This is a genomic window from Halorubrum lipolyticum DSM 21995 (assembly GCF_000337375.1).
GTDB classification, from domain to species: domain Archaea; phylum Halobacteriota; class Halobacteria; order Halobacteriales; family Haloferacaceae; genus Halorubrum; species Halorubrum lipolyticum.
Genome location: NZ_AOJG01000009.1, coordinates 146,301 through 167,056, shown reverse-complemented (window position 1 = coordinate 167,056; position 20,756 = coordinate 146,301). Strand labels below are relative to the sequence as shown.

At 69.6% G+C, this 20,756-nt stretch carries 19 protein-coding genes and 1 pseudogene; 13 read left to right on the top strand and 7 right to left on the bottom strand.

Annotation, left to right across the window (positions count from 1 at the left end):
- Nucleotides 1–276 precede the first annotated feature (276 nt).
- A complete protein-coding gene (locus C469_RS16705; RefSeq protein ID WP_008004041.1) occupies nt 277–420 on the top strand; it encodes a rubrerythrin-like domain-containing protein in 144 nt (47 codons plus the stop codon).
- A gap of 2 nt (nt 421–422) precedes the next feature.
- Complete coding sequence (gene gdhB / locus C469_RS03925) at nt 423–1,730, top strand: glutamate dehydrogenase GdhB (RefSeq protein ID WP_008004040.1); 1,308 nt, start codon at nt 423–425, stop codon at nt 1,728–1,730.
- Nucleotides 1,731–1,735: 5 nt separating this feature from the next.
- Here the strand turns inward: gdhB and C469_RS17455 are convergent.
- Nucleotides 1,736–1,906 (bottom strand): annotated as a pseudogene (locus C469_RS17455) (trimeric intracellular cation channel family protein); the annotation flags it as partial.
- A gap of 187 nt (nt 1,907–2,093) precedes the next feature.
- On the opposite strand from C469_RS17455, the gene C469_RS03920 reads away from it, so the two are divergent.
- The 10 genes from C469_RS03920 to C469_RS03875 all read left to right on the top strand — a co-directional run bounded on the left by C469_RS03920 (nt 2,094) and on the right by C469_RS03875 (nt 13,350).
- Complete coding sequence (locus tag C469_RS03920) at nt 2,094–5,873, top strand: ATPase, T2SS/T4P/T4SS family (RefSeq protein WP_008004039.1); 3,780 nt, start codon at nt 2,094–2,096, stop codon at nt 5,871–5,873.
- Nucleotides 5,874–5,900: 27 nt separating this feature from the next.
- Nucleotides 5,901–7,943 (top strand): type II secretion system F family protein, encoded by a 2,043-nt coding sequence (locus C469_RS03915; protein WP_008004038.1) that lies wholly within the window; start codon nt 5,901–5,903, stop codon nt 7,941–7,943.
- The gene (locus tag C469_RS03910; RefSeq protein ID WP_008004037.1) at nt 7,933–8,472 is read left to right on the top strand and encodes a DUF7287 family protein; all 540 of its coding nucleotides are present in this window, start codon (nt 7,933–7,935) and stop codon (nt 8,470–8,472) included. Before C469_RS03915 ends, C469_RS03910 begins: the two co-directional genes overlap by 11 nt.
- Before the next feature lie 2 nt (nt 8,473–8,474).
- The gene (locus C469_RS03905; RefSeq protein WP_049911005.1) at nt 8,475–9,152 is read left to right on the top strand and encodes a DUF7288 family protein; all 678 of its coding nucleotides are present in this window, start codon (nt 8,475–8,477) and stop codon (nt 9,150–9,152) included.
- On the top strand, nt 9,140–10,099 hold the full coding sequence (locus tag C469_RS03900) for a DUF7261 family protein (RefSeq protein ID WP_008004034.1): 960 nt from the start codon (nt 9,140–9,142) through the stop codon (nt 10,097–10,099). Before C469_RS03905 ends, C469_RS03900 begins: the two co-directional genes overlap by 13 nt.
- A complete protein-coding gene (locus tag C469_RS03895; RefSeq protein WP_008004033.1) occupies nt 10,092–10,601 on the top strand; it encodes a DUF7266 family protein in 510 nt (169 codons plus the stop codon). Before C469_RS03900 ends, C469_RS03895 begins: the two co-directional genes overlap by 8 nt.
- The gene (locus tag C469_RS03890) at nt 10,598–11,404 is read left to right on the top strand and encodes a DUF7289 family protein (protein ID WP_008004032.1); all 807 of its coding nucleotides are present in this window, start codon (nt 10,598–10,600) and stop codon (nt 11,402–11,404) included. The genes C469_RS03895 and C469_RS03890 overlap by 4 nt, the downstream gene beginning before the upstream one ends.
- Before the next feature lie 62 nt (nt 11,405–11,466).
- Nucleotides 11,467–12,318 carry an alanyl-tRNA editing protein gene (locus tag C469_RS03885; protein WP_008004031.1) on the top strand — a complete coding sequence of 284 codons (852 nt, stop codon included), beginning with the start codon at nt 11,467–11,469 and terminating at the stop codon, nt 12,316–12,318.
- A 76-nt stretch (nt 12,319–12,394) separates the two neighbouring features.
- Nucleotides 12,395–12,721 carry a transcription factor S gene (locus C469_RS03880; RefSeq protein WP_008004030.1) on the top strand — a complete coding sequence of 109 codons (327 nt, stop codon included), beginning with the start codon at nt 12,395–12,397 and terminating at the stop codon, nt 12,719–12,721.
- A gap of 71 nt (nt 12,722–12,792) precedes the next feature.
- Entirely contained in the window at nt 12,793–13,350 is a 558-nt protein-coding gene (locus C469_RS03875; protein ID WP_008004029.1) for a hypothetical protein, read from the top strand.
- 16 nt (nt 13,351–13,366) lie between these two features.
- On the opposite strand, the gene C469_RS03870 is transcribed toward C469_RS03875, so the two are convergent.
- The 3 genes from C469_RS03870 to C469_RS03860 all read right to left on the bottom strand — a co-directional run bounded on the left by C469_RS03870 (nt 13,367) and on the right by C469_RS03860 (nt 16,404).
- Nucleotides 13,367–13,897, bottom strand: coding sequence for a DUF7332 family protein (locus C469_RS03870; protein WP_008004028.1), 531 nt, complete (start codon nt 13,895–13,897; stop codon nt 13,367–13,369).
- 117 nt (nt 13,898–14,014) lie between these two features.
- Entirely contained in the window at nt 14,015–14,386 is a 372-nt protein-coding gene (locus C469_RS03865; RefSeq protein ID WP_008004027.1) for a methylglyoxal synthase, read from the bottom strand.
- Between the two features lie 92 nt (nt 14,387–14,478).
- On the bottom strand, nt 14,479–16,404 hold the full coding sequence (locus C469_RS03860) for a beta-CASP ribonuclease aCPSF1 (RefSeq protein ID WP_008004026.1): 1,926 nt from the start codon (nt 16,402–16,404) through the stop codon (nt 14,479–14,481).
- Nucleotides 16,405–16,630: 226 nt separating this feature from the next.
- On the opposite strand from C469_RS03860, the gene C469_RS03855 reads away from it, so the two are divergent.
- On the top strand, nt 16,631–17,134 hold the full coding sequence (locus C469_RS03855; RefSeq protein WP_008004023.1) for a hypothetical protein: 504 nt from the start codon (nt 16,631–16,633) through the stop codon (nt 17,132–17,134).
- Nucleotides 17,135–17,183: 49 nt separating this feature from the next.
- Here the strand turns inward: C469_RS03855 and C469_RS03850 are convergent, their stop codons facing one another.
- The 3 genes from C469_RS03850 to C469_RS03840 all read right to left on the bottom strand — a co-directional run bounded on the left by C469_RS03850 (nt 17,184) and on the right by C469_RS03840 (nt 20,754).
- The gene (locus C469_RS03850; protein ID WP_241429979.1) at nt 17,184–19,010 is read right to left on the bottom strand and encodes a S8 family serine peptidase; all 1,827 of its coding nucleotides are present in this window, start codon (nt 19,008–19,010) and stop codon (nt 17,184–17,186) included.
- Between the two features lie 136 nt (nt 19,011–19,146).
- Entirely contained in the window at nt 19,147–20,052 is a 906-nt protein-coding gene (locus tag C469_RS03845; protein ID WP_049911003.1) for an SDR family oxidoreductase, read from the bottom strand.
- A 183-nt stretch (nt 20,053–20,235) separates the two neighbouring features.
- Nucleotides 20,236–20,754 (bottom strand): hypothetical protein, encoded by a 519-nt coding sequence (locus tag C469_RS03840; protein ID WP_008004017.1) that lies wholly within the window; start codon nt 20,752–20,754, stop codon nt 20,236–20,238.
- Nucleotides 20,755–20,756: the final 2 nt, after the last annotated feature.

Sequence of the window (20,756 nt, the reverse complement as noted above, 5' to 3'; positions counted from 1 at the left end):
TTATAAACGATCGTCGCCGTCGCTCACAGTTGCTTAAATACCCTATCGCCGTCACCGATCTGCAATACTCACTCCCGTACTCTCTCACGTCGTTGTGTCCGCGCTGCATGTACGGGAGCGGGTTTCTCACCGGTCGGGGATTCCAACGGAGCCATTTAATTGTAAACCACTACTACTAAGATACGGTTTGATAGTCAACTACCGATCATATCCTTATATCTCCTATATGTCCTTGTAGAGTACCCCGCACCGGACCGCTGGGACTCTCGATCACCAATGAGAGACGTCGACCAGACCCCGGCCGAAGAATCGCCCTACGAGTGCTTCGAGTGCGGAAGCGTCGTGCTCGTCGAGAACAACCCGGGCCAGTGTCCCGACTGCGCCGGCGAGATGCGGAACCGACACACACCCATCGAGTGACGATGTCCTCCACATCGACGACCCGCGACGACGAGACGCGAGCAGCGACCCGAGAAGAACCGAGCGAGTCGGAATCGGCGCTGGAGACGGCGCGTCGACAGCTCCAGCACGCCGCCGACCACCTCGACATCGACCGGAACGTCGTCGAGCGGCTCAAACACCCGAAGAAAGTCCACGAGGTCACCGTTCCGATCGAACGGGAGACCGGTGAGGTAGAGGTGTACACCGGGTACCGCGCGCAACACGACAGCGTCCGCGGGCCGTATAAAGGGGGGCTCCGGTATCACCCCGACGTGACGCGCGAGGAGTGCGTCGGCCTCGGCATGTGGATGACCTGGAAGTGCGCCGTGATGGACATCCCGTTCGGCGGCGCGAAGGGCGGCATCGCGGTGAACCCCAAGGACCTGAGCGTCGACGAGAAGGAACAGCTGACGCGCCGATTCACCGACGAGATCCGGACCGTTATCGGCCCGACGAAGGACATCCCCGCGCCGGACATGGGGACGGACCCGCAGACGATGGCGTGGCTGATGGACGCGTACTCCATGCAGGAGGGCGAAACGATCCCGGGAGTGGTGACGGGGAAGCCGCCCGTCGTCGGCGGGAGCGAGGGCCGGGACGAGGCGCCGGGTCGGAGCGTCGCGATCGTCGCCCGCGAGGCGATCGACTACTACGGGAAGGAGATCGAGGAGACGTCGGTCGCGGTGCAGGGGTTCGGGAGCGTCGGGGCGAACGCCGCGATGCTACTCGACGAGTGGGGAGCGAACGTCGTGGCCGTGAGCGACGTCAACGGGGGAGTGTACGACCCGGACGGGCTGGACACGCACGCGATTCCCTCTCACCACGAGGAAGCGGAGGCGGTGATGACCCACGAGGCGCCGGAGACGGTGACGAACGACGAGCTGCTGGAACTCGACGTGGACGTGGTGATCCCGGCGGCGATCGGGAACGTCCTGACGGCGGACAACGCCCGCGACGTCGCCGCCGATATCGTCGTCGAGGGCGCCAACGGTCCGACGACGACCGCGGCGAGCGCGATCTTCGCCGAGCGGGACGTGCCGGTGATCCCGGACATCCTGGCCAACGCCGGCGGAGTGACGGTGAGCTACTTCGAGTGGCTGCAGGACATCAATCGCCGGGCATGGTCGCTCGACCGCGTCAACGAGGAGCTCGAGACGGAGATGCTCGACGCCTGGGGAGACGTGCGCGAGGAGTTCGAAGCGCGAGACGTGACGTGGCGCGACGCGGCGTACATCGTCGCGCTGTCGCGGGTCGCCGAAGCTCACGAGACCCGCGGGCTGTGGCCCTAACCGGGTCACTCCCGCTGCAGTTCCGAGTTCCGTGCCGTCGGGAGGTTCAAGCCGTACGTGACCGCGGCCAGCCGGGTTCCGACTGTCACGGCCGCGCACGCGACGGCGGCGGTTCCCCCGGTCGCGCCCATCGCCCCCGTCGTCCAGTACGCGCTCCCGCCGAGGACCGCGTCGCTCGGAATCGTCGGACCCCACGCCGTCTCCGGCGGCCACGAAGCCGGCTCTCGATCAGCGGGTCGGCTGTCGACGACTGACGAACCACCAGATGCCTTTCAAACGGGTGTCACGAGCTTCCGTCCGGGAATTATCAGTCGCGGGTTTTTGCGAGACACCTTTTTGACCGGTCGAAGTGTTCCCGTAGCTATGGCAACCGAGGACGCCGAGCGTTCGTCCCTCTCGCCCGACGAGACGGCGGAATCTTCGGCGTCCGATCCCCCGGTCGCAGTGGGGCGGTACTCGTGGCGCTCGTTCCTCCGCGACCGCGGCCGCGACGACGCCGCGGCCGAGCTGTACGCCGACATCGGCGAGGAGCCGGTCGTCCCCGCGACCGCCGTCGACGCCCACTTCGAGGACGGCGTCGATCGGGCCGTCCGCGCAGCCGGCGTCGACGAGCCGTACGAGGCCGACGGCGACACCGCGGTTTCGGGACACGGGACGCCCGAGGCGGGCACCCTCGTGATCGGTCCGGACCACGTCGTCCTCAGCGGGGCGGCCGTCGTCCCCGCCGGGACCTCGACCGCGGCGGTGGCCCCCGATCCCGGGGTCGCGGCGGTCGACGAGGACGATAGCGACGAGGCGGGTGACGAAGAAGACGGCGACGAGGAGGGTGACGAAGAAGACGGCGACGATGATGGCGACGACGACGGCGCCGGGGACGATAGCGACAATAAGGGCGACGAGGACGACGATCAAGCGGCGGCCGAGGTCGACGAACCGGCGGAACCGGCCGACCAGCCGGCCGAAAGCGACCGTGCGGAGCCGAACGAACCCGCGGATCGCCCCGGCATCGCGGTCGACGGCGCGGGCGTTCCCGGTGTCGTGGTCGCCGCGGGCGCCGACGTCGAGGCGGTGCCGCGCCGCGCCCCGACCGACGAGGAGTGGGACCGGAGCGGCGTCGACCCGAGCGAGTTCCTCGGGTTCGACCCGTCGGAGACGGGCTACCGCGTCGGAGCGGCCGCGGCGGTCGGAGACGTCCTCTGGGACCTGTGTTCGGCCCGGTACAACCTCTACGAGGTACCGGTCCTCAAGGGGTACTACACGTGGGACGACTACCGCGACGAGTACTTCCTCGACGAGGACGGGAACCCGCCGACCGAGGTGAACGAGGAGGGCGAAGAGGAGCCGCTGGAGTTCACGCACGACGACAAGGTCGACGCGCTGGGGTTCGACCCCGATCGGACCGAGGAGCTGTTGGGGGCCGGCGGGAGCGCGGCGGCCGACCTCGCGGCGCTGGTCGACGAGCGCACGGTCGACGTGAACCCGGAGGTCGACGAGGACGCGTTCTTCTCGAGCGACGAGGGTCACACCACCCTCGCGAACCGGTACGACCTGGAGAAGGCGGTGCCGATGCCGAAGAAGCGTCACTTCCGCGAGATCGAGCGGTACTGGGTGAACAAGCCGTACGCGTTCGTGATCGTGTTCCGGTCGACGAAGGAGAACGAGGTGAAGTACTACGCGGTCCAGCCGCACCGGACGGAGATCGAGACGGACCTCGTCGAGTTCCTCACCGGGAAGCTCCGGACCTCGATCAAGTACGCCGACGAGTCGATCGCGGGCGGCGACGAGGCGTTCCGCGAGGGCGTGATCGTCGACGAGACGCTGACGCTGCTCGACCGGTACGACCTCTACGAGCGCGACGACGACGACCGGGGGGTCGTGGACGACCTCGTCGACGACCTCGTCGACCGGTTCGGCTTCGACCTCACAGAGGGGATCGCTCACCGGATCACGGAATCGCTCGGGTACGAGCCGCCCGCGGAGTCGGAGCCGACGCCGACGAAGGTCCTCGCCCGGCCCGAGCCCGCGGTGCTCGCGGAGGACTCGGAGACGCTCTCCGAGCACCAGGTCGAGAAGCTGCTGTACTACCTCAAGCGTGACTTCATCGGGTACGAGCGCATCGACCCGATCAAGTACGACATCAACGTCGAGGACATCTCCTGTGACGGGTACAACTCACCCGTCTTCGTCTACCACTCCGACTACGAGCAGATCATCACCAACGTCTACCACGGGACCGACGAGCTCGACGACTTCGTCGTGAAGCTCGCCCAGCGCTCCGGTAAGGGGATCTCGAAGCGGCGTCCGCAGGTGGACGCCACCCTCCCCGACGGCTCCCGCGCCCAGCTCACGCTCGGTCGCGAGGTGTCGGACCACGGGACCAACTACACGATCCGGCAGTTCAACGACGTGCCCTTCACCCCGATCGACCTGATCAACTGGAAGACGTTCTCGCTCGACGAGATGGCCTTCCTCTGGCTCTCGATCGAGAACCACAAGAGCCTGATCTTCGCGGGCGGCACCGCCTCCGGGAAGACGACGAGCCTGAACGCGGTCTCCCTCTTCATCCCCTCGAACGCGAAGATCGTCTCCATCGAGGACACCCGCGAGGTCGAGCTCCCCCAGCGCAACTGGATCGCCTCCGTCACCCGCCCCTCCTTCTCCGACGACGACAAGGGCGACATCGACGAATTCGACCTGCTGGAGGCCGCGCTCCGCCAGCGTCCCGACTACATCGTGATGGGCGAGATCCGGGGTGAGGAGGGCCGCACGGCCTTCCAGGTGATGTCGACCGGCCACACCACGTACACGACGTTCCACGCCGACACGGTCGGCGAGGTGCTCAAGCGGTTCACCACGGAGCCGATCAACGTCTCGAAGACGATGTTCACCGCGCTCGATCTGGTCTCCGTCCAGACGTCGACCCGCGTGCAGGGGAGGAAGGTGCGCCGGAACAAGTCGCTGACCGAGATCAACCACTACGACGCCGAGAACGACGAGATCAACGTTCAGGACGTGTTCCAGTGGCAGGCGGAGACGGACGAGTTCCTCCAGATGGGCGACTCGAACACCCTCGAGGACATCATGTTCGACCGCGGGTGGGGCCGCGAGACGCTCGACGAGGAGCTCCGGAAGCGACGCGTCGTGTTAGCGTACCTCATCGACCGCGGGCTCAACAGCTACGCGCAGGTGGCGGCGACGTTCCAGGCGTTCATCAACGACCCGGAGACCGTCCTCGCGCTGATGGCGAACGAGGAGTTAGAGCGGTCGTTAGAGGACCTCCGCGAGATGGAGTCGGTCCTCATCAACGTCGACCGCGACAAGGAGGAGATGGTCCCGCGTCCCGATCCCGACGAGGCGGGCCGCGAGGAGGTCGAACGGATTCTGGCGGAGGCGGAGGACCTGTTCGCGGAGTACCGCGGTCGGATGCCCGACTCCGTCGCCGACGCTCTCCTCGACGTCGCGCCGGCTCGCGACGTGGAAGCGGAGCCCGGCGTCGACCGCGAGGCGCTCGCGGAGGCGGCAGACGAGGCCGCGGCGCTCGACGCGGCGGTCGCGCTCGCGGAACTCCCCTCGACGACCGCAGACGGTCCGGACGACGAGGGTCCCGAGAACGCCGGTGATGTCGGGAACGCCGGGAACGCCGAGAATATCGGGGACGGGGAGCGCGCGAGCGACGCGGCGAGCGCGGGTGATGCGGACGACACGGACGACACGGACGACACGGACCCCGCGGGCGGGATCGACTTCGACGAGCCGTTCGACGAGGGGATCGACGTGCTCGACCCTAACCCAGAGCCGACGCCTGACCCTACCCCGGAGTCGACGCCCGAAAGGGCCGATTCGGGCGTCAAAGCGGACGCCGACGGCGGGGAGATCGAACCCGAGACCGGAGACGGCGATGACATCGAAAGCGACGACGGGGAGCGTGACGCCGCCACCGACGACGAGGGTGATGACGATGAGCGTGACGCCGACGAGGATGGGGACAACGAGGGTGACGACGACACCGAAAGCGACGACGACACCGAAAGCGACGACGACACCGAAAGCGACGACGACACCGAAAGCGACGACGACACCGAAAGCGACGACGACATCGGTGACTGGGGGTTCGGAACCGTCGAATCCCCGGAGGAGCGGTAGTCCCGTGGTCCGATCGGGGTGGGTCGGATGAGCCTCGACACGGGCGTCGGCGACGGCTCCGTCGGCGGGAACCTCCTCGCGGAGCTGTTCTACCCGGTCTTCGAGTTCCTCTTCGATGCTGACGGCGACTTCGTCGGCGATATCGAGCGCAAGCTCGCCGAGGCCCGCATGCCGGACCAGGTGGAGATGTACGTCTCCAAGGCGCTCGGCGTCGGCCTGCTCGTCGGCGGGGCCCTCTGGGCGCTCGGAACCCTGACGGGGTACGGCGCGTTCTCGCTCGGACTGGTCAACCCCGAAACGCTCTCGCTCGGGATGCCCGCACCGACGCCGGCGATCAAGGAGTTCCTGCGCTCCCTCGTCGTGCCCACCGCAGTTCTCATCAGCGGGCTCGTGTTCGGATCGATCGGGTTCGCGATCGGCTTCGGGGGCGTGGTCGCGATCCCGTACTCGCGGGCGTCGGCGCGGGAACGCGAGATCAACCTCCTGCTCGCGGACTCCGTGTCGTTCATGTACGCGCTGTCGGTCGGGGGGCTCAACCAGCTCGAGATCCTGCGCGCGATGGCGACGGCGGAGGACACCTACGGCGAGGTGTCTCAGGAGTTCCAGAGCATCGTCAACGAGACGGAGTACTTCGGCACCGACTACCGGAACGCGATCCGCCAGCAGTCGCTCGAGACCCCCTCGGACGAGCTCTCGCAGTTCCTCGCGGACATGCTCTCGATCGTCAACTCCGGCGGCGACATGGAGGGCTTCCTGAAGGACAAAAAGGAGAAACACCTCCGCACGTCGAAACAGGAGCGCGAGATGACCTTGGAGACGCTGGAGCTGTTCGGCGAGATGTACATGACGCTGTCGCTGTTCCCACTGCTCCTCATCATCATCCTCGTCATCATGGGCATGATGGGCGAGTCCGACGAGCGCCTGCTGTACGCGACCGTCTACGCCCTCATCCCGCTGACCGGGGTCGGCTTCCTCGTGCTCGTCTCCACGGTCAAGCAGGACGAGCCCGGCGACGGCTACCTCCGCCCCGACGGCGGCAGCGACCGGCTCCGGCAGACGAGCAAAGAGGGACTGCTTCACTTCGGGCTGATCGAGGGGTTCGTCGGTCGGTTCGGCGTCTTCGACCGGATCCGGGACCGCGAGGGGACCTACAAGACCAAACAGATCGTCTCCGCGCCGCACCTGTTCCTGCGCGATAACCCGCTGTACACGCTCGCGTTGACAGTGCCGGCCGCGCTGGTCATCGTCGGCGTCGCGGTCGCCTCGGGCAACGCGCCGACGACCTTCGACGGCTGGGTGGACCGCCCGGTGTGGTCGACGTTCATCTGGGTGTACGTGCCGGCGTACCTCGTGCTGACGCCGCTCGCGGTGTTCCACGAGTGGAGCCAGCGGTCAAAGCGAGCGATCACGGGCAAGCTCTCCGAGAGCCTCCGGAAGCTCTCCTCCGCGAACGACACCGGACAGACGCTGCTCGAATCGGTGGAGACGGTCTCGGAGACGTCGACCGGGAAGCTCGCCGAGGAGTTCGAGGTGGTCCACGCGAAGGTGAACTACGGGATGAGCCTGCGGGACGCCCTGGTGGAGTTCAACAACAAGTACGCGGTCCCGCGGCTCGCCCGGACGGTGAAGCTCATCTCGGAGGCGCAGGAGGCCTCGTCGCAGATCACGGACGTGTTGACCACGGCGGCGCAGGCCTCGGAGAACCAGGACGACATCGAGCGCAATCGGATCTCACAGACCCGGATGCAGGTGGCGATCATCGTGATGACGTACGTCACGCTGCTCGGCGTGATGGCGATCCTCCAGACCCAGTTCATCGACGTGATGGGCGGGCTCTCCTCGCAGGCGGACGGCGGGTCGGCCGGGGGCGCGGGCGGCGCCGGCTTCGGGGGCGGCGGCGGCGTCGACCCGGAGGTGCTCTCCCTGTTGTTCTTCCACGCCGTGACGCTGCAGGCGATCCTCTCCGGGTTCATCAGCGGCTACATCCGGAACGCCGACATCGTCTCCGGCGTCAAGTTCGCCGTGGTCCTGATGACGCTCGCGCTGGGGGTGTGGATCTATGTGGGATGAGGAGTCCCGCGCGCAGACCCCGATCGACTTCGCGGTCGGCGCCGGCGTGTTCCTGCTGACGCTCGCGTTCGTGATCGCCTTCGTCCCGACGCTGTTCGACCCCTTCTCGGCGGCGGCGACCGCCTCGCCGGTCGTGAGCGACCGGGTCGCGGCCGGCGTCGCCGGCGATCTGCTCGCGGCGTCGCCGGCGGAGCCGGGCGTGCTGTCGCCGGCCTGTACCGTCGCGTTCCTCGACGCGAACGCGACGCTCGGGACCGAGGCCGACTGTCACCCGGAGGTCGCCGCGAATCCGGCGGCCACCTTCGGAGTCGACGGCGACGTGCAAGTGGTGATCCACGCTCTCGACCGGCGGGATCCGAGCACGAACGCGTCGACCCTCTCGATCGCGACGCGTCACGGGCGGTTCGCGGTCGAGCCCGATCGGACCACCGCCGACCCGAGCGACGCGGTCGGCGAGGACGTCACCGTCTCGCAGCGGCTCGTCTCGATCGGCGGGGCGCAGTACCGGCTCACGGTGCGGGTGTGGTGATCATGCGTTCGAGAGACGAGCGGCGTGCAGGCGCCGGCGCGACGGACGACCGCGCGCAGGCGCACACGCTCGAGGCGTTCGCGGCGGCGATCCTGCTCGTCGCGGGGCTCACGTTCGCCCTCCAGGCGACCGCGGTGACGCCCCTGTCGGCCAGCACGTCGAACCAGCACATCGAGAACCAACAGCGGGCGGTCGCGGGCGACCTGCTGGCGGCGAGCGCCGAGAACGGCGACCTGCAGGCCGCGATCCTGCGGTGGAACCCGGAGAACGAGACGTTCGCGTCGAGCCCGCCGGAGGTGGACGGCGAGGCCTACACGCGGGCCGCGGGGCCGAACGGGTTCGACGCCGCGCTCGGCGGGTTCGGAGAGTCGCTGAATCGGACGTTCGTCGACAGGCGGATCGCCGTCAACGTGGAGCTCCGCCACTACAACACGACGGCCCGAACGGAACGGCGAACGACGTCGCTGATCGACATGGGGACGCCGAGCGACAACGCCGTGACCGCGACGCGGACGGTCGCGCTCGCCGCCGACGCGAACCTGACCGCGCCGGGGTACGAGAACTCGACTCTCGGAGGGTTGGCCGACGGGACGGACTCGGGGGCGTTCTACGCGGCAGAGACCGCGTCCGATCCGCTGTTCGCTCACGTGGAGGTGCGCATCGTCGTATGGCGGATGTGAGCGTCGGCCCGCCGGACCGGGACCGCCTCTTCGGGACCGACGGCGACGGCGACGCCGACCGCGCCCAGCTCCTGCTCGTCGCGGGGCTAGTGATGGCCGTCTCGCTGGTGACGCTGGTGGTGCTGTTAAACGCGACCATCTACAGCGAGAACGTTGCGACCCGCGGGATCGAGTCGGCCGACGGCGAGGCGCTGGAGGTCCGAGCGACCGCGGTCGGCGGGACCGGCGAGCTGATCGACGCGACCAACCGCGCGGGGCCGGCCGGCCACGCCGACGCCGCTCAGACGGTTCGGGACGGGGTCGCGGACCTCGACGGGGAGATATCCCGGTCGTACGCGGAGCGCGGCGGGGTCGCGCACGTCGAGCTGGTGTCGGTCCGGAACGGGAGCCGTCTCACCGCCGAGATGGCCGCTGTCGACCCGAACGCGTCGACCCTCGCCCGCGATGTCGACCGGACGCGCGGCTTCGTGCTCGAGGTCAACCCCGGCTCGCTCAACAACGAGACGAACGCGTTCCACGTCGACCTGGACAACTCGACCGGCGGGAGCCGGCAGGTGTACGTGTACAACGGGACCGACGGCAACGTCACCGTCGCGGTCGGCGACGACGGCGCCGGTCCGACGGTCCGGTGCGAGACGCCGCCGGGCGGACGCGACCGCGTCACCGTCGACCTGACCGGCGAGCGACTCGGCGACCGGCCCTGTCCGGGTATCTGGCCGTCGTCCCTCGTCGCGCCCGACGACCCCTACGACGTCGCCCTCGTGAACGCGAGCGGTGTCGGCGGCGAGGTGACCGCGACCGCGCGGCCCGTCTCGGGAGACGAGGTCAGCACCGACCTCGCGGCGGCGCCGGCGGTGTACGAGGCCACGGTCAACCTCCGCTACCGGACCGCGGAGCTCCGGTTCGAGACCGCCGTCCGGGTCGCCCCGGGTGAGCCCGATGCGTGACCGCCTCGGGTCGGGGTCGACGCGCCTCCGCCGCGACGAGCGCGGCGTGAGCGTCACCGTCGGGTACGTGTTGACGCTCGCGATCGGGGCGATACTGCTCTCGGGGGTCGTCATCGGCGTCGGCGGCGTCGTCGACTCGCAGACCGACCGGACCGTACAGAGCGACCTCGCCGTCCTCGGACAGACCGCGGCCGCGAACGTCGAGAGCGCCGACCGGCTCGCCCGCGCGGCGGAGGCCGACCGGTCGACCGCGCCCGGCGCGGCGAACGCCACCGTCTCGGTCGCTGTCGACCTCCCGACGCGGGTGGCGGGCGTCCCCTACCGGATCGCGGTCGACGACGACGCCGTGACGCTGCGGACGGACAGCCCGGAAGCGAGCCTGGAGATCCCTCACGCGGCGCGGCTGAACGTCACGCCGACGAGCGTCCGGGGCGGGCCGATCCGGATCGAGTACGACCACGGCGGGGCTGGCGCCGGCAACCTGACGGTGGTCGGCCGATGACCGACCGCCGGCGGCCGACCGTCTCGGTCGGCGACGGCGGACTCGCCGCGTTCGCGGGGGACGAGCGCGGCGTGAGCAACGTCGTCGGCTACGTGTTGGTGTTCTCGCTCGTCACGGTGACGATCGGAACGGTGTTCGCGGTCGGCATCACCGGCATCGAGGAGCGACAGGAGGCCGAGCGCGTCGCGAACGTCGAGCGCGCCTTCGACGTGTTCGACGACAACCTCCGAGACGTCCAGCGGTACGGCGACCCGAGCCGGTCGACGGAGATCCGGCTCAGCGGCGGGACGCTGTCGGTTGCGGAGACGACGACCGTGGAGCTGCGAAACGCCTCCGACGGGGTGGTCAGGGGGTTCGCGTTCCGCTCGCTGACCTACGCGAACGGCGACACGACGATCGCGTACGAGGGCGGGGCGTGGTTCCGGAGCGACGGCGGCGCGGCGGTGATGCGCTCGGAGCCGCGGTTCGTCGCGGCCGACGGGCGGACGACGCTCCCGATCGTCCGGCTGTACCCGCTCGGGCCGGAGACCGCCGAGCGGGACGGGACCGTGCAGGTCGCGGTGGAGCGGACCTCCCGACCGAGGCTCGTTCAGGTCGCCGACGCCGCCGACGACGGCCCCTTCGACCTCCGAATCGAGTCGGCGTACGCCGACGCGTGGCGCCGGTACTTCGAGCGCACGGACGGGTTCACTGTGAACGAGTCCGCGACCGACACCGCCAATGGCACCGTCGTCGCCGACCTCGATCACAGCGACGAGGTGTTCGTCCCCGACACCGCCGTCAACGTCCGTCTTCAGCGCTGACCGTCGGTCCGTCGTCGTCTCCGAACGCACGACTGAAGCCCGCGGCGGCGCACCGTCCGGGTATGACCGAAGCGCTGTACCTCGCCGACGACACGGTGACGACGTTCGAGGCGACCGTCGAGCGCGCGCTCGACGACCGGGTCGTCCTCGACCGGACGCACTTTTACCCGACCGGCGGCGGCCAGCCGCACGACACGGGGACGCTCCGGGTCGCGGACGACCGCGCCGGGGTCGACGACGACGGGGACGAAGACGCCGGAGAGGACGACAGCGCCGCTCCTCGTGGCTGGCGCGTCGTCGACGTACAGAAGAAGGACACCGTGTATCACACCCTGGAACCGATAGCCTCGGGTGCCGACACCGTCTCACCGCCCGAACCCGGGACGCGGGTCGTCGGCGAGATCGACGCGGCGCGGCGCCGCGCGCACTCTCGGTACCACACCGCACAGCACCTCCTCTCGGCGCTGCTCTTGGCCGAGTTCGACGCGCGGACGACGGGGAACCAGCTCCACGACGACCACGCGCACCTCGACGCGGCCTACGACCGATTCGACGACGGTGACCTCGCGCGGATCGAAGCCCGGCTCAACGAGCTCGTGGCCGACGAGCGCCCCGTGCGGAGCTACGTGATGGACCGCGAGGAGGCGGAGGCGACGCTCGACACCGACCGCACCCGGATCGACCTGCTGCCCGACTCGATCGCGGAGCTCCGGATCGTCGAGATCGGCGCGGCCGAGGGGGCGGACGTCGACGACGGCGACGAGGAGCCCTACGACCGCACCGCCTGCGCGGGGACGCACGTCGGCGACACCGCCGAGATCGGCGAGATCGTCGTCACCGGCCGGGAGACGAAGGGGAGCGACGAGGAGCGCGTCCGGTTCGCGCTCGCGGACCACGTCGCCGACGACGGGTGAGGGGCGGCGCCGCGCGGAGACGACACTCTCCGCCAGCGATCCCGCCGTTTATATACGATCCGCGGTTGGTTCCGCCATGAAGTTCTGCGACGAGTGCGGATCCATGATGATGTCCGGCGAGGGCGAGGACCACTGGGTGTGTAGCTCCGAGGACTGCGACAACGAGCTCGGCCGCGAGGACGACGACGACGAGTGGACGACCGAATCGCAGGTCGAGTCCGAGGTCATCGACGTGAGCGACGCGGAGGACAAGGGGCTCCCGAAGACGACCGCCCACTGCCCGGAGTGCGGGAACGACCGCGCGTACTGGTACATGCAGCAGATCCGGTCGGCCGACGAGTCCGAGACCCGATTCTTCGTCTGTACCGAGTGCGAGCACAAGTGGCGCGAAGACGACCACTGAGGCGGCCCGCGGCCGCCGACCCCCACCGCGCTCCGCGTCCCTTTTAATTACCTCGGCGGAGAACGCCGCCCATGGACCCGCCCGTCGTTCCCCGTGAGCGCCTCGACGGCTGGCGGCGCGTCGACGAGGTCACGGAGCGGGCGTTCGCCGCCGGTCCCGTCTCCGTCGACGCGTGTACGGTGCGGTACGAGCGCGACGCGAGCGAGCCGCCACGCCCCTTCTGCTTCGCGAGTCGGCTGGAGATTCGACCGCCGAGCGCGCCGAACCCCGCGCTCACTGCGCTCGTCGAGCGGCAGGCGCAGTCGGGGTTCCGCGACCGCCTCGCCGAGCGCGACATCGAGGGCGTGGAACACCGCGGTGACCGGGGGATCTCGGTCGACGACCCGAGCGCGTCGCGCGCGACGCTCTCGACGTTCCGCGGCGTCGCGCGCGTCGGCGACCGCCGCGGCGTCCCGCTCGAGGCGCTGCTCGCGGTCTGGGCGACCGACGAGTACCTGCTCGGCGGCGGGGCGTACCCGCTCGAGGAGGCGTCGTACCCGTCCGGAGGGACCCCGGGGGACGCGCGTCGAGAGCTGCTGGGGATCGTGCGGGGGATCGCGTCGCCCGGCGATCCGGCCGGGGCGGACTGAGAAGCGCCTTCGACGCCTAACAGGGCACCGCGCCCGCGCCCGACTCGATCGGCGACCCCTCGTCGCGGTACTCCGAGTCGCCGATCGAGCCGTCGAACATCGGGAGCCGGAGCTCGTAGGCGTACAACACGTCGAACGCCGCGAACGGGTCGACGCCGTCCGCGACGGCCTCCCGCGCGGTCAGCCTGACGCCGGCGCCGAGCGTCACGATCGGCTCGCCGTCGAGCGTCCCCGCCGCCTCCAGTCCGAACTCGTTACCGGCGGCGGGGTCGGTCAGCACGGAGAGGTGAACGAGCGCCTCGATCGCCGGCCCCTCGTCGCCGATCGAGATCGGGTACCCCTCGCCCGCGAAACACCGCGTCGGGGGGTCCAACCGGTCCGCCGCGGCATCGGTGCCACCCTCGTTCGAGCCGTCCGTGGCGCCGCCGCCCGGCGCTGCCGCCGCGCCCCCGACGAAGCCCCCGCTCGCGACGGGCGCCGAGACGAGCAGCAGCGCGACGAAGAGCGTCGCGAGGGCGGCGGGCCCGGCCCGAGAGCGACTGGTCATAGACGAGGGGTACGACCCGACGGGTAAAAACGGCGCGGAGCCGGTTATTCGGACTGATACTCGGAGCGACGGAAGTCGGAGCGCGTCTGGAAGCGACGGCGAACGCCGCCCCCGTCGTTATCGCTCGTCGAGGAGCCCGTCGACGAGCAGCTCCGCGGAGGCGACGTTCGTCGCGAGCGGGATGTCCTTCACGTCGCAGACGCGGAGGAGCGCGGAGATGTCGGGCTCGTGGGCCTGTGCGGTGAGCGGGTCGCGGAGGAAGACGACGCCCCCGATCGCGTCGTCGGCGATCATCCCCCCGATCTGGAGGTCGCCGCCGTACGGTCCGGAGGCCTGCCGGTTCACCGCCAGCCCCGTCTCGTCGGCGATGCGTTTGCCCGTCGTCCCGGTGGTGACGAGTTCGCACTCGCCGAGGGCGTCGGCGTGGGCGGTGACGAACTCCACCATCTCGTCTTTCAACTCGTCGTGAGCGATGAGCGCGATGCGCATGGGCGAAGGGTCGCCGCGCCGGCGCTTAAAAACTCGCGTCGCCGCAACGGACGAGCGGGTGCGGTCCCCCCGGCGGCCTCACCGTCGAGGCCCTACTTGAACCGGAACGTCTCCAGGTTCTTCGGCGCGAACGTCCGCATGTTGTAGTCGTGGTACAGCGCCGACGAGAGGTCCTGCACGGAGCGCTCGTCGCCGTGGACGCACAGCACCTTCTCGGGGCGGGGGTTCATCGTCTTCACGAAGTTCTCCAACCCCTGTCGGTCGGCGTGGCCGGAGAAGCCGTCGACGACCTCGGTGCCCATCTCCAGCGTGAGCGTGTCGCCGCGGCTGCCGCCGCCCCAGCCGTCGACCGGGATCTCGTCCCAGCCGTTCTGGATCCGGCGGCCGAGCGTCCCCTGCGCCTGATACCCGACGAAGACGAGGTTCGAGTCCGGGTCGGGACCGATGTGGCGGAGCCACGACATGATCGGGCCGCCCTCGATCATCCCGGAGGTGGAGATGATGATGCACTGGTCGCCGTCGGCGACCTCCTGCCGCTCGTCCTCGCCGGCGTCGATGTGGTTGAACTGCTCGGCGAGGAACGGGTTCTCGTCGTCGTGGAAGATCCGGTCGCGGAGGTCGTCCCGGAGGTACTCGGGGTACGTGGTGTGGATCGCGGTCGCCTCCCAGATCATCCCGTCGAGGTGGACGGGCATCTCCGGGATGTCCCCGTTGCGCATCGCCTCCTCTAAGACGAGCATGATCTCCTGAGACCGCCCCACGGCGAACGCGGGAATGACCACCTTCCCGCCCTCCTCGTACGTCTCGTTGATGACTCGCTTGAGCGCCTCCTCGGAGTCGGCCTGATCGGTCTGGTAGTCGTCGCGACCGCCGTAGGTGGACTCCAGGACGAGCGTTTCGACCCGCGGGAAGTCGTTGACCGCGCCGTTGAACAGGCGGGTGTCCTCGTAGTGGATGTCCCCGGAGAAGGCGACGTTGTAGAGGCCGTCGCCGATGTGGAAGTGGGTGACGGCGCTGCCGAGGATGTGGCCCGCGTTGTGGAAGGTGAGCTTCACGTCCGGCGCGATGTCCGTCACGTCGCCGTACTCCAGCGGGATGGTGTGTTTGATCGCGTCGCGGACCTGCGACGACTCGTAGGGGGGCGTGCGCCCCTCCTTGGCGGCGACGTCGAGGTAGTCGAGGGTGAGCAGGCCCATCAGGTCGCGGGTCGGCTCCGTCGTGTAGATCGGGCCGTCGTAGCCGTATTTAAAGAGGAGCGGGATGAGCGCCGAGTGGTCGAGGTGGGCGTGCGTGAGCACGACCGCGTCGAGGGTCGCGGCGCCGGCGCCGAGCGCCTCGGGAACCTGGAGGTACGGCACCTCGCCCTCCGCGCCGGGCTTGTCGCCGCAGTCGATCAGGACGCGCGTCTCGGGCGTCGAGAGGATGAAGGAGGCCCGACCGACCTCGCGACAGCAGCCGAGCGTCGTGATCCGGACCCACTCGTCGTCGGACATCTCCTCGCGGTGGATCTGCCGGCCGACGCGCTCGAGGATGTCGCGTCGCTCCTCGCGTTCGTTCTTCAGGAAGCCGCGCACGTTCGAGACGGTGGAGGACTCGATCGGGGGCGTTCGAACGACCTCGGGGGTCCAGCCGACCTCCTGGGTGATCTCCCGGAGCGTCGAGCCGCGGCGGCCGATCACCATTCCGGGCTTTTCGGCCTCGATGACGACCTCGCCGGTGTCCTCGTGGAAGTCGAGGTCGGTCACGCCGGCCTCCTCCGGGATAACCGACTGGACCGCCTCCTCGGCGCGAGCCGGCGGGGCGAGGGCGCTCGGGTCCGGGCGGACGGTGATCCGCTTCCGGAGCTTGGAGGCGAGCCGTCGGATGAGGTCGCCGTCGCCGGCGAACTCCTTGGGGTCGCGGGTGTACACGACCAGCTCCGGTCCCTCGTATTTCACATCGGTGACCGTGATGTCGTTCGGAATCTCCTGTTCGATCTCTGATTTCAGGGTATCGAGTTGCTTATCGACTTGACTCATATCTCACTGCGGGTCGTCGGGACCGCCGTCGTCGTCGAGCCGCGTCGCGTGCCGGGCGCGACTCGGCGCCGAACGGTCGACCGTGACGGAGTAGGCATAGTGATAGTACTGTCCGTAGGTGGTACCGTGCGGGAACAGCCAGCGAAAACCCGCTTAGCTGATGATTAGCCCGGTCGTTATAAAACCCTTCGCAAATGGCAAACCCCCTGCCTCCGAAGACGACCGCATGCGTATCACGCCCGAGACGGTCCGCGACGAGCACGCGTGGATCCGCGACCGTGCACCGGTCGTCGTCCCGATCGTCAACGAGACGCGCGAGCGGTTGGGCCGGCTCTTCGAGACCGACGTGGACTCCGTCACCCCCGAGGCGTACCGGCGCGAGGTCGACGCGGTGTTCGCCGACGGCGACGTCGCGGTCAACGTCGCCGGCTGCGTCGCCCTGCTCCGCGACCTCGACGTGGCTGGCGACTACCCGGGGTTCGTCGTCGACGAGGTCCTCGGCCGCGAGCTGGCGGCGACTATCGCCGGGGGGCGGCCCCTCTCGCTGCTCGCGCAGGCGACGTTCCACTTCGTCGACGTGCACGTGCGCGTGGACGCGACGGCGGACGGCGCGGGCGCGGCCGGCGCCGACGACCTCGACGCCGCGCTCGCGGCGGGGTTCCAGACGCGGCTCCCCGGGTGGGAGTGGCGGGAGGGAGAGAGCCCGTTTGCAGTGGGTTCGGGCGGGTGAATCCGACGATTCCGGCGACGGGTGACCCGGAGGCGGCCTCCTCCGAGCGCTAGACGCTCCGAGTCTCGACCGTCTCGTTCCCGGCGTCGTCGACGACGGTGAGTCGGATCTCGGTGACGGAGGTCCGTCGGCTTTCGAGGTCGTCGACGCCCGACGCGCTGCCGCCGCTCGCGCCGGACGAGACCGCGTCGGCGACGCTCCCGCCGTCGGTGAGCTGCTCGCTCGTGACCGTCGCGAGGTCGCCGTCAGCGTCCGAGACCGCCCACTCGACCGCGTGTCGCGACCAGTTCGGGTTGCTGTCGTCGGTGACGACGAACTCGTCGACGGCGGGCGGGGTCTCACCGTCTCCGCCGTCACCGCCGTCCTCCGTCTCCGTGACGGTCGCGGTGTCCGTCGCCGACGCGCCTTCGGTGTCGGTCGCGACGAGTTCGACGGTGTAGCCGTTCCCGCTGCCGTCGTCACCGGCGGCGACCAGCCGCGTGGTGCCGCTGGCGGCGTCGCCGCTCACGCTCTCGGAAGCCGTGTCCTCGGTCGCGCCGGCCGTGTCGTCGACCAGCGTGAGCTCGACGGCGTCGAGGTCCGCGTCCGCGTCGGAGACCGCCCACGACGCGTCGAACTCGGCGTCGCCGTCGTCTGTCTCGACCTCGGAGACCGCGAGGTCGTCGATCTCCGGGGCCGCGTTCCCGCCGTCGTCACCGCCGAGCGCGTCCGCCACGTTGAGCCGCCCGGACCCCTGTTCGCTCTCGTCGAGCCCGACGTCCTCGGCGGCGTCGAGGAGAGCCGTCCGGACGGCGTCGCGTTCCGTCGTCCCGTCGGCGATCACCTGCGCGGCCGCTCCGGAGACGTGCGGACACGCCATCGACGTGCCGGAGAACTCGGCGTACTCGTCCCGGGGGACGGTCGAGAGCGTGTCCACGCCGGGGGCGGCGATGTCGACCTCCGGCCCGGTCGAGGAGAAGTCGGCGAGTGCGTCGCTCTCGTCCGTCGCGGACACCGCGATGACCCGGTCGTCCCGAGCCGGGAAGCCGACGCAGTCCGTACAGGGACCGCTGTTGCCCGCGGCGGCGACCATCACGACGCCCCGGTCGGCGGCGTACCCGAGCGCGTCCGCGACCACCGAGGACTCGGTGTCGGCGCCGAGGCTCATGCTCTGGACGTCGTGGCCCTGGTCCGCGGACCACTCGATCCCGGCCGCGATGTCGTCGAACGACCCCGACCCGTCACAGGCGAGCACCTTCACGGCGTGGAGGGTCGCCTCCGGCGCGACCCCGAGCACGCCCGTCCCGTCGTCCGCGGCCGCCGCCGTGCCCGCGCAGTGGGTGCCGTGGTCGTTGTCGTCGTCCCAGTCGGCGAGGCACTCGTCGATGTCGTTACCCCCTCCGCCGCCGGGGCCGCCCCCGCCGCAGTTCGTCGTGCAGGCGGCGTCGACGGCGGCCCAGCCCTCCCCGAGGTTCGCCTGGAGGGTCTCGTGTTGCGCGTCGATCCCCGTGTCGATCACCGCGACGTCGACCCCCGCGCCCGTGTCGCCGTCGTCGATGGCCAGGTCGGCCTCGGTGATGTCGACTCCGTAGGGCGTCGTCTGCTCGAACGCCTCCATCGTCCCGTTCTCCTCGACGTACCGGACGTTGGGGTTGTTCTCGAGGTTCGCGGCCGCCGCCGGCGCGACCCGGATCGTCAGCGCGTCGAAGGCGAACTCGCGTTTCACCTCGGCCGCCGCACGCTTCGCGGCCGACCGACCGGCGTCGTTCCGAACGCCGACGTTCACTTCGACGAGATCCGCCGCGGACGCGCCGCCGACGGCCCCCAGCGTGCCGAACAGGCCGACGGTCGTCGCCATCAGCTCGCGCCTATCGAGTGGAATGTCATCGTATGACATGGAATTCTCCACCGTATCCGGTGACTTAATTCTTTGGTAAATCCGGTAACGAATACCCTGTTTCGATCGAAAAAAGCCGCGTTCCGTCGGCTGCCGGGCGTGTAAGCGAACGCAGGGAACGCGATCGCGGACGCGCCTACGACGTGAACTTCCGGACGAGGTCGTACCCCGCGTCGAGGATCGCGTCGGGGAGGTACCGCGCGAGGACGCCGATCCGGGCGACCGTACCGGGCTGGACGCGGGCGGGCGGCTGCGTCGCGCTCGCCGCGTTGACGATCGCGTCGGCGACGACCTCGGGCTCGATCGCGCCCGGGCCGTCGCCGCCGATCAGCTGCGTGTCCTCGAAGATCGCGTAGAACTCCTCGTAGGCGCCGGATCGGTCGAGTCCGTCGTCGCTCTCGCCGCCGTCGGTCGCCCCGTCCGCCGCCTCGCCGTCGCCGCGTCCCGCCTCCCGCTCCGCGCGCTTCGAGAAGTTGGTCCACACGGGGCCGGGTTCGACGACGACCACGTCGATCCCGAACTCGGCGACCTCGTTGCGGAGCGCGTCCGACAGCGCCTCGATCGCGAACTTCGAGCCGCTGTACACGCCGCCGCCCGGGAACGACACCCGCCCGGCGACCGACGAGACGTTGACGATCGTCCCGTCGCGCTCGCGGCGCATCCCGGGGAGGACGGCCTTGACGAGCCGATGCGGGCCGTACACGTTCACGTCGAACTGCTCGTGGACCTTCGCGGTCGGCACGTCCTCGACCGGGCCGAACTGGCCGTAGCCGGCGTTGTTGATCAGCGCGTCGATCGCGCCCTCCTCGTCCAAGATGCGGTCGACGACGCGGTCCACGTCGCTCTGGTCCGTGACGTCGAGCGTCGCCAGCTCGCAGCCCGCCTCGCCGAGCGTCTCGATGTCCGCGGGGTTCCGCGCGGTCGCGTACACGGTCCACCCCTCGTCGAGGAACGCGCGCGCGGCGGCGCGTCCGATGCCGGAGGAACAGCCGGTGATGAGTACCGTCTTCTGCACGCGTCGTCGGTCGGCCCCCGGCGGCATAACTCTCCCGACCGGCGGCGGAACAGCGGAACGGAACGAAACAGAACGAGGTCCGTCGAAACCCGCAGTCGAGAGCGCGTGCTCGCCTCGCTCGGCGCGACGCGCCTCGTGCAATTCGGTGACAGAGCCGCCGGCGCCGCGGCTAGTCGTGTCGGTGGCGATCTCCACGCGAGAGCTCGACGCCTACGGGAGGAACGACCACCGCACGTCGACGATCCGGTCGTGTTCGCTCGTGACGGTCGGGCGCGCGAGGTGGTCGTTCGCGTTGACGCCGGCGTCGGCCAGTCCCGAGAGCGACTCCGCTAGCGTGCGATCGGACCGCTCGACCGTCGAGTCGCGTTCGTACGGCGCGTCGAGGGGGTCGGATCGGGAGTTCGAGATCTCGATCGCGTCCGTGAGTTCGCTGCCGATCGCGTACGCCGGCTGATGGAACTTCCACCCGTCGACGGACAGAAAGAGCCAGACGTCGCCGTTGATCGCGTGGTACTCCCCGGAGACGCGGGACGGGTCGTGGGCGACGACGCGGGAGAGGACGGCCGTCTTGGTCCGGTACAGCGCGTCCTTGCGGGCCGAACGGACGTTGCTCTCGGTGAGGTCGCCGCGCTCGTAGGCGGCGGTCGCCTCGTCGGCGAACTGCTTCGCGACCTTGTTGACGACGTACAGCGATTCGAGCAGATCGTCCGTCGGTTCGAGCGGGTCCACGA

Bases quoted from the DNA above. Each gene is read 5' to 3' on its own strand.
- C469_RS16705 (WP_008004041.1), top strand. From the start codon at position 277: ATGAGAGACGTCGACCAGACCCCGGCCGAAGAATCGCCCTACGAGTGC.
- gdhB (WP_008004040.1), top strand. From the start codon at position 423: ATGTCCTCCACATCGACGACCCGCGACGACGAGACGCGAGCAGCGACC.
- C469_RS03920 (WP_008004039.1), top strand. From the start codon at position 2,094: ATGGCAACCGAGGACGCCGAGCGTTCGTCCCTCTCGCCCGACGAGACG.
- C469_RS03915 (WP_008004038.1), top strand. From the start codon at position 5,901: ATGAGCCTCGACACGGGCGTCGGCGACGGCTCCGTCGGCGGGAACCTC.
- C469_RS03910 (WP_008004037.1), top strand. From the start codon at position 7,933: ATGTGGGATGAGGAGTCCCGCGCGCAGACCCCGATCGACTTCGCGGTC.
- C469_RS03905 (WP_049911005.1), top strand. From the start codon at position 8,475: ATGCGTTCGAGAGACGAGCGGCGTGCAGGCGCCGGCGCGACGGACGAC.
- C469_RS03900 (WP_008004034.1), top strand. From the start codon at position 9,140: ATGGCGGATGTGAGCGTCGGCCCGCCGGACCGGGACCGCCTCTTCGGG.
- C469_RS03895 (WP_008004033.1), top strand. From the start codon at position 10,092: ATGCGTGACCGCCTCGGGTCGGGGTCGACGCGCCTCCGCCGCGACGAG.
- C469_RS03890 (WP_008004032.1), top strand. From the start codon at position 10,598: ATGACCGACCGCCGGCGGCCGACCGTCTCGGTCGGCGACGGCGGACTC.
- C469_RS03885 (WP_008004031.1), top strand. From the start codon at position 11,467: ATGACCGAAGCGCTGTACCTCGCCGACGACACGGTGACGACGTTCGAG.
- C469_RS03880 (WP_008004030.1), top strand. From the start codon at position 12,395: ATGAAGTTCTGCGACGAGTGCGGATCCATGATGATGTCCGGCGAGGGC.
- C469_RS03875 (WP_008004029.1), top strand. From the start codon at position 12,793: ATGGACCCGCCCGTCGTTCCCCGTGAGCGCCTCGACGGCTGGCGGCGC.
- C469_RS03870 (WP_008004028.1), bottom strand. From the start codon at position 13,897: ATGACCAGTCGCTCTCGGGCCGGGCCCGCCGCCCTCGCGACGCTCTTC.
- C469_RS03865 (WP_008004027.1), bottom strand. From the start codon at position 14,386: ATGCGCATCGCGCTCATCGCTCACGACGAGTTGAAAGACGAGATGGTG.
- C469_RS03860 (WP_008004026.1), bottom strand. From the start codon at position 16,404: ATGAGTCAAGTCGATAAGCAACTCGATACCCTGAAATCAGAGATCGAA.
- C469_RS03855 (WP_008004023.1), top strand. From the start codon at position 16,631: ATGCGTATCACGCCCGAGACGGTCCGCGACGAGCACGCGTGGATCCGC.
- C469_RS03850 (WP_241429979.1), bottom strand. From the start codon at position 19,010: ATGTCATACGATGACATTCCACTCGATAGGCGCGAGCTGATGGCGACG.
- C469_RS03845 (WP_049911003.1), bottom strand. From the start codon at position 20,052: ATGCCGCCGGGGGCCGACCGACGACGCGTGCAGAAGACGGTACTCATC.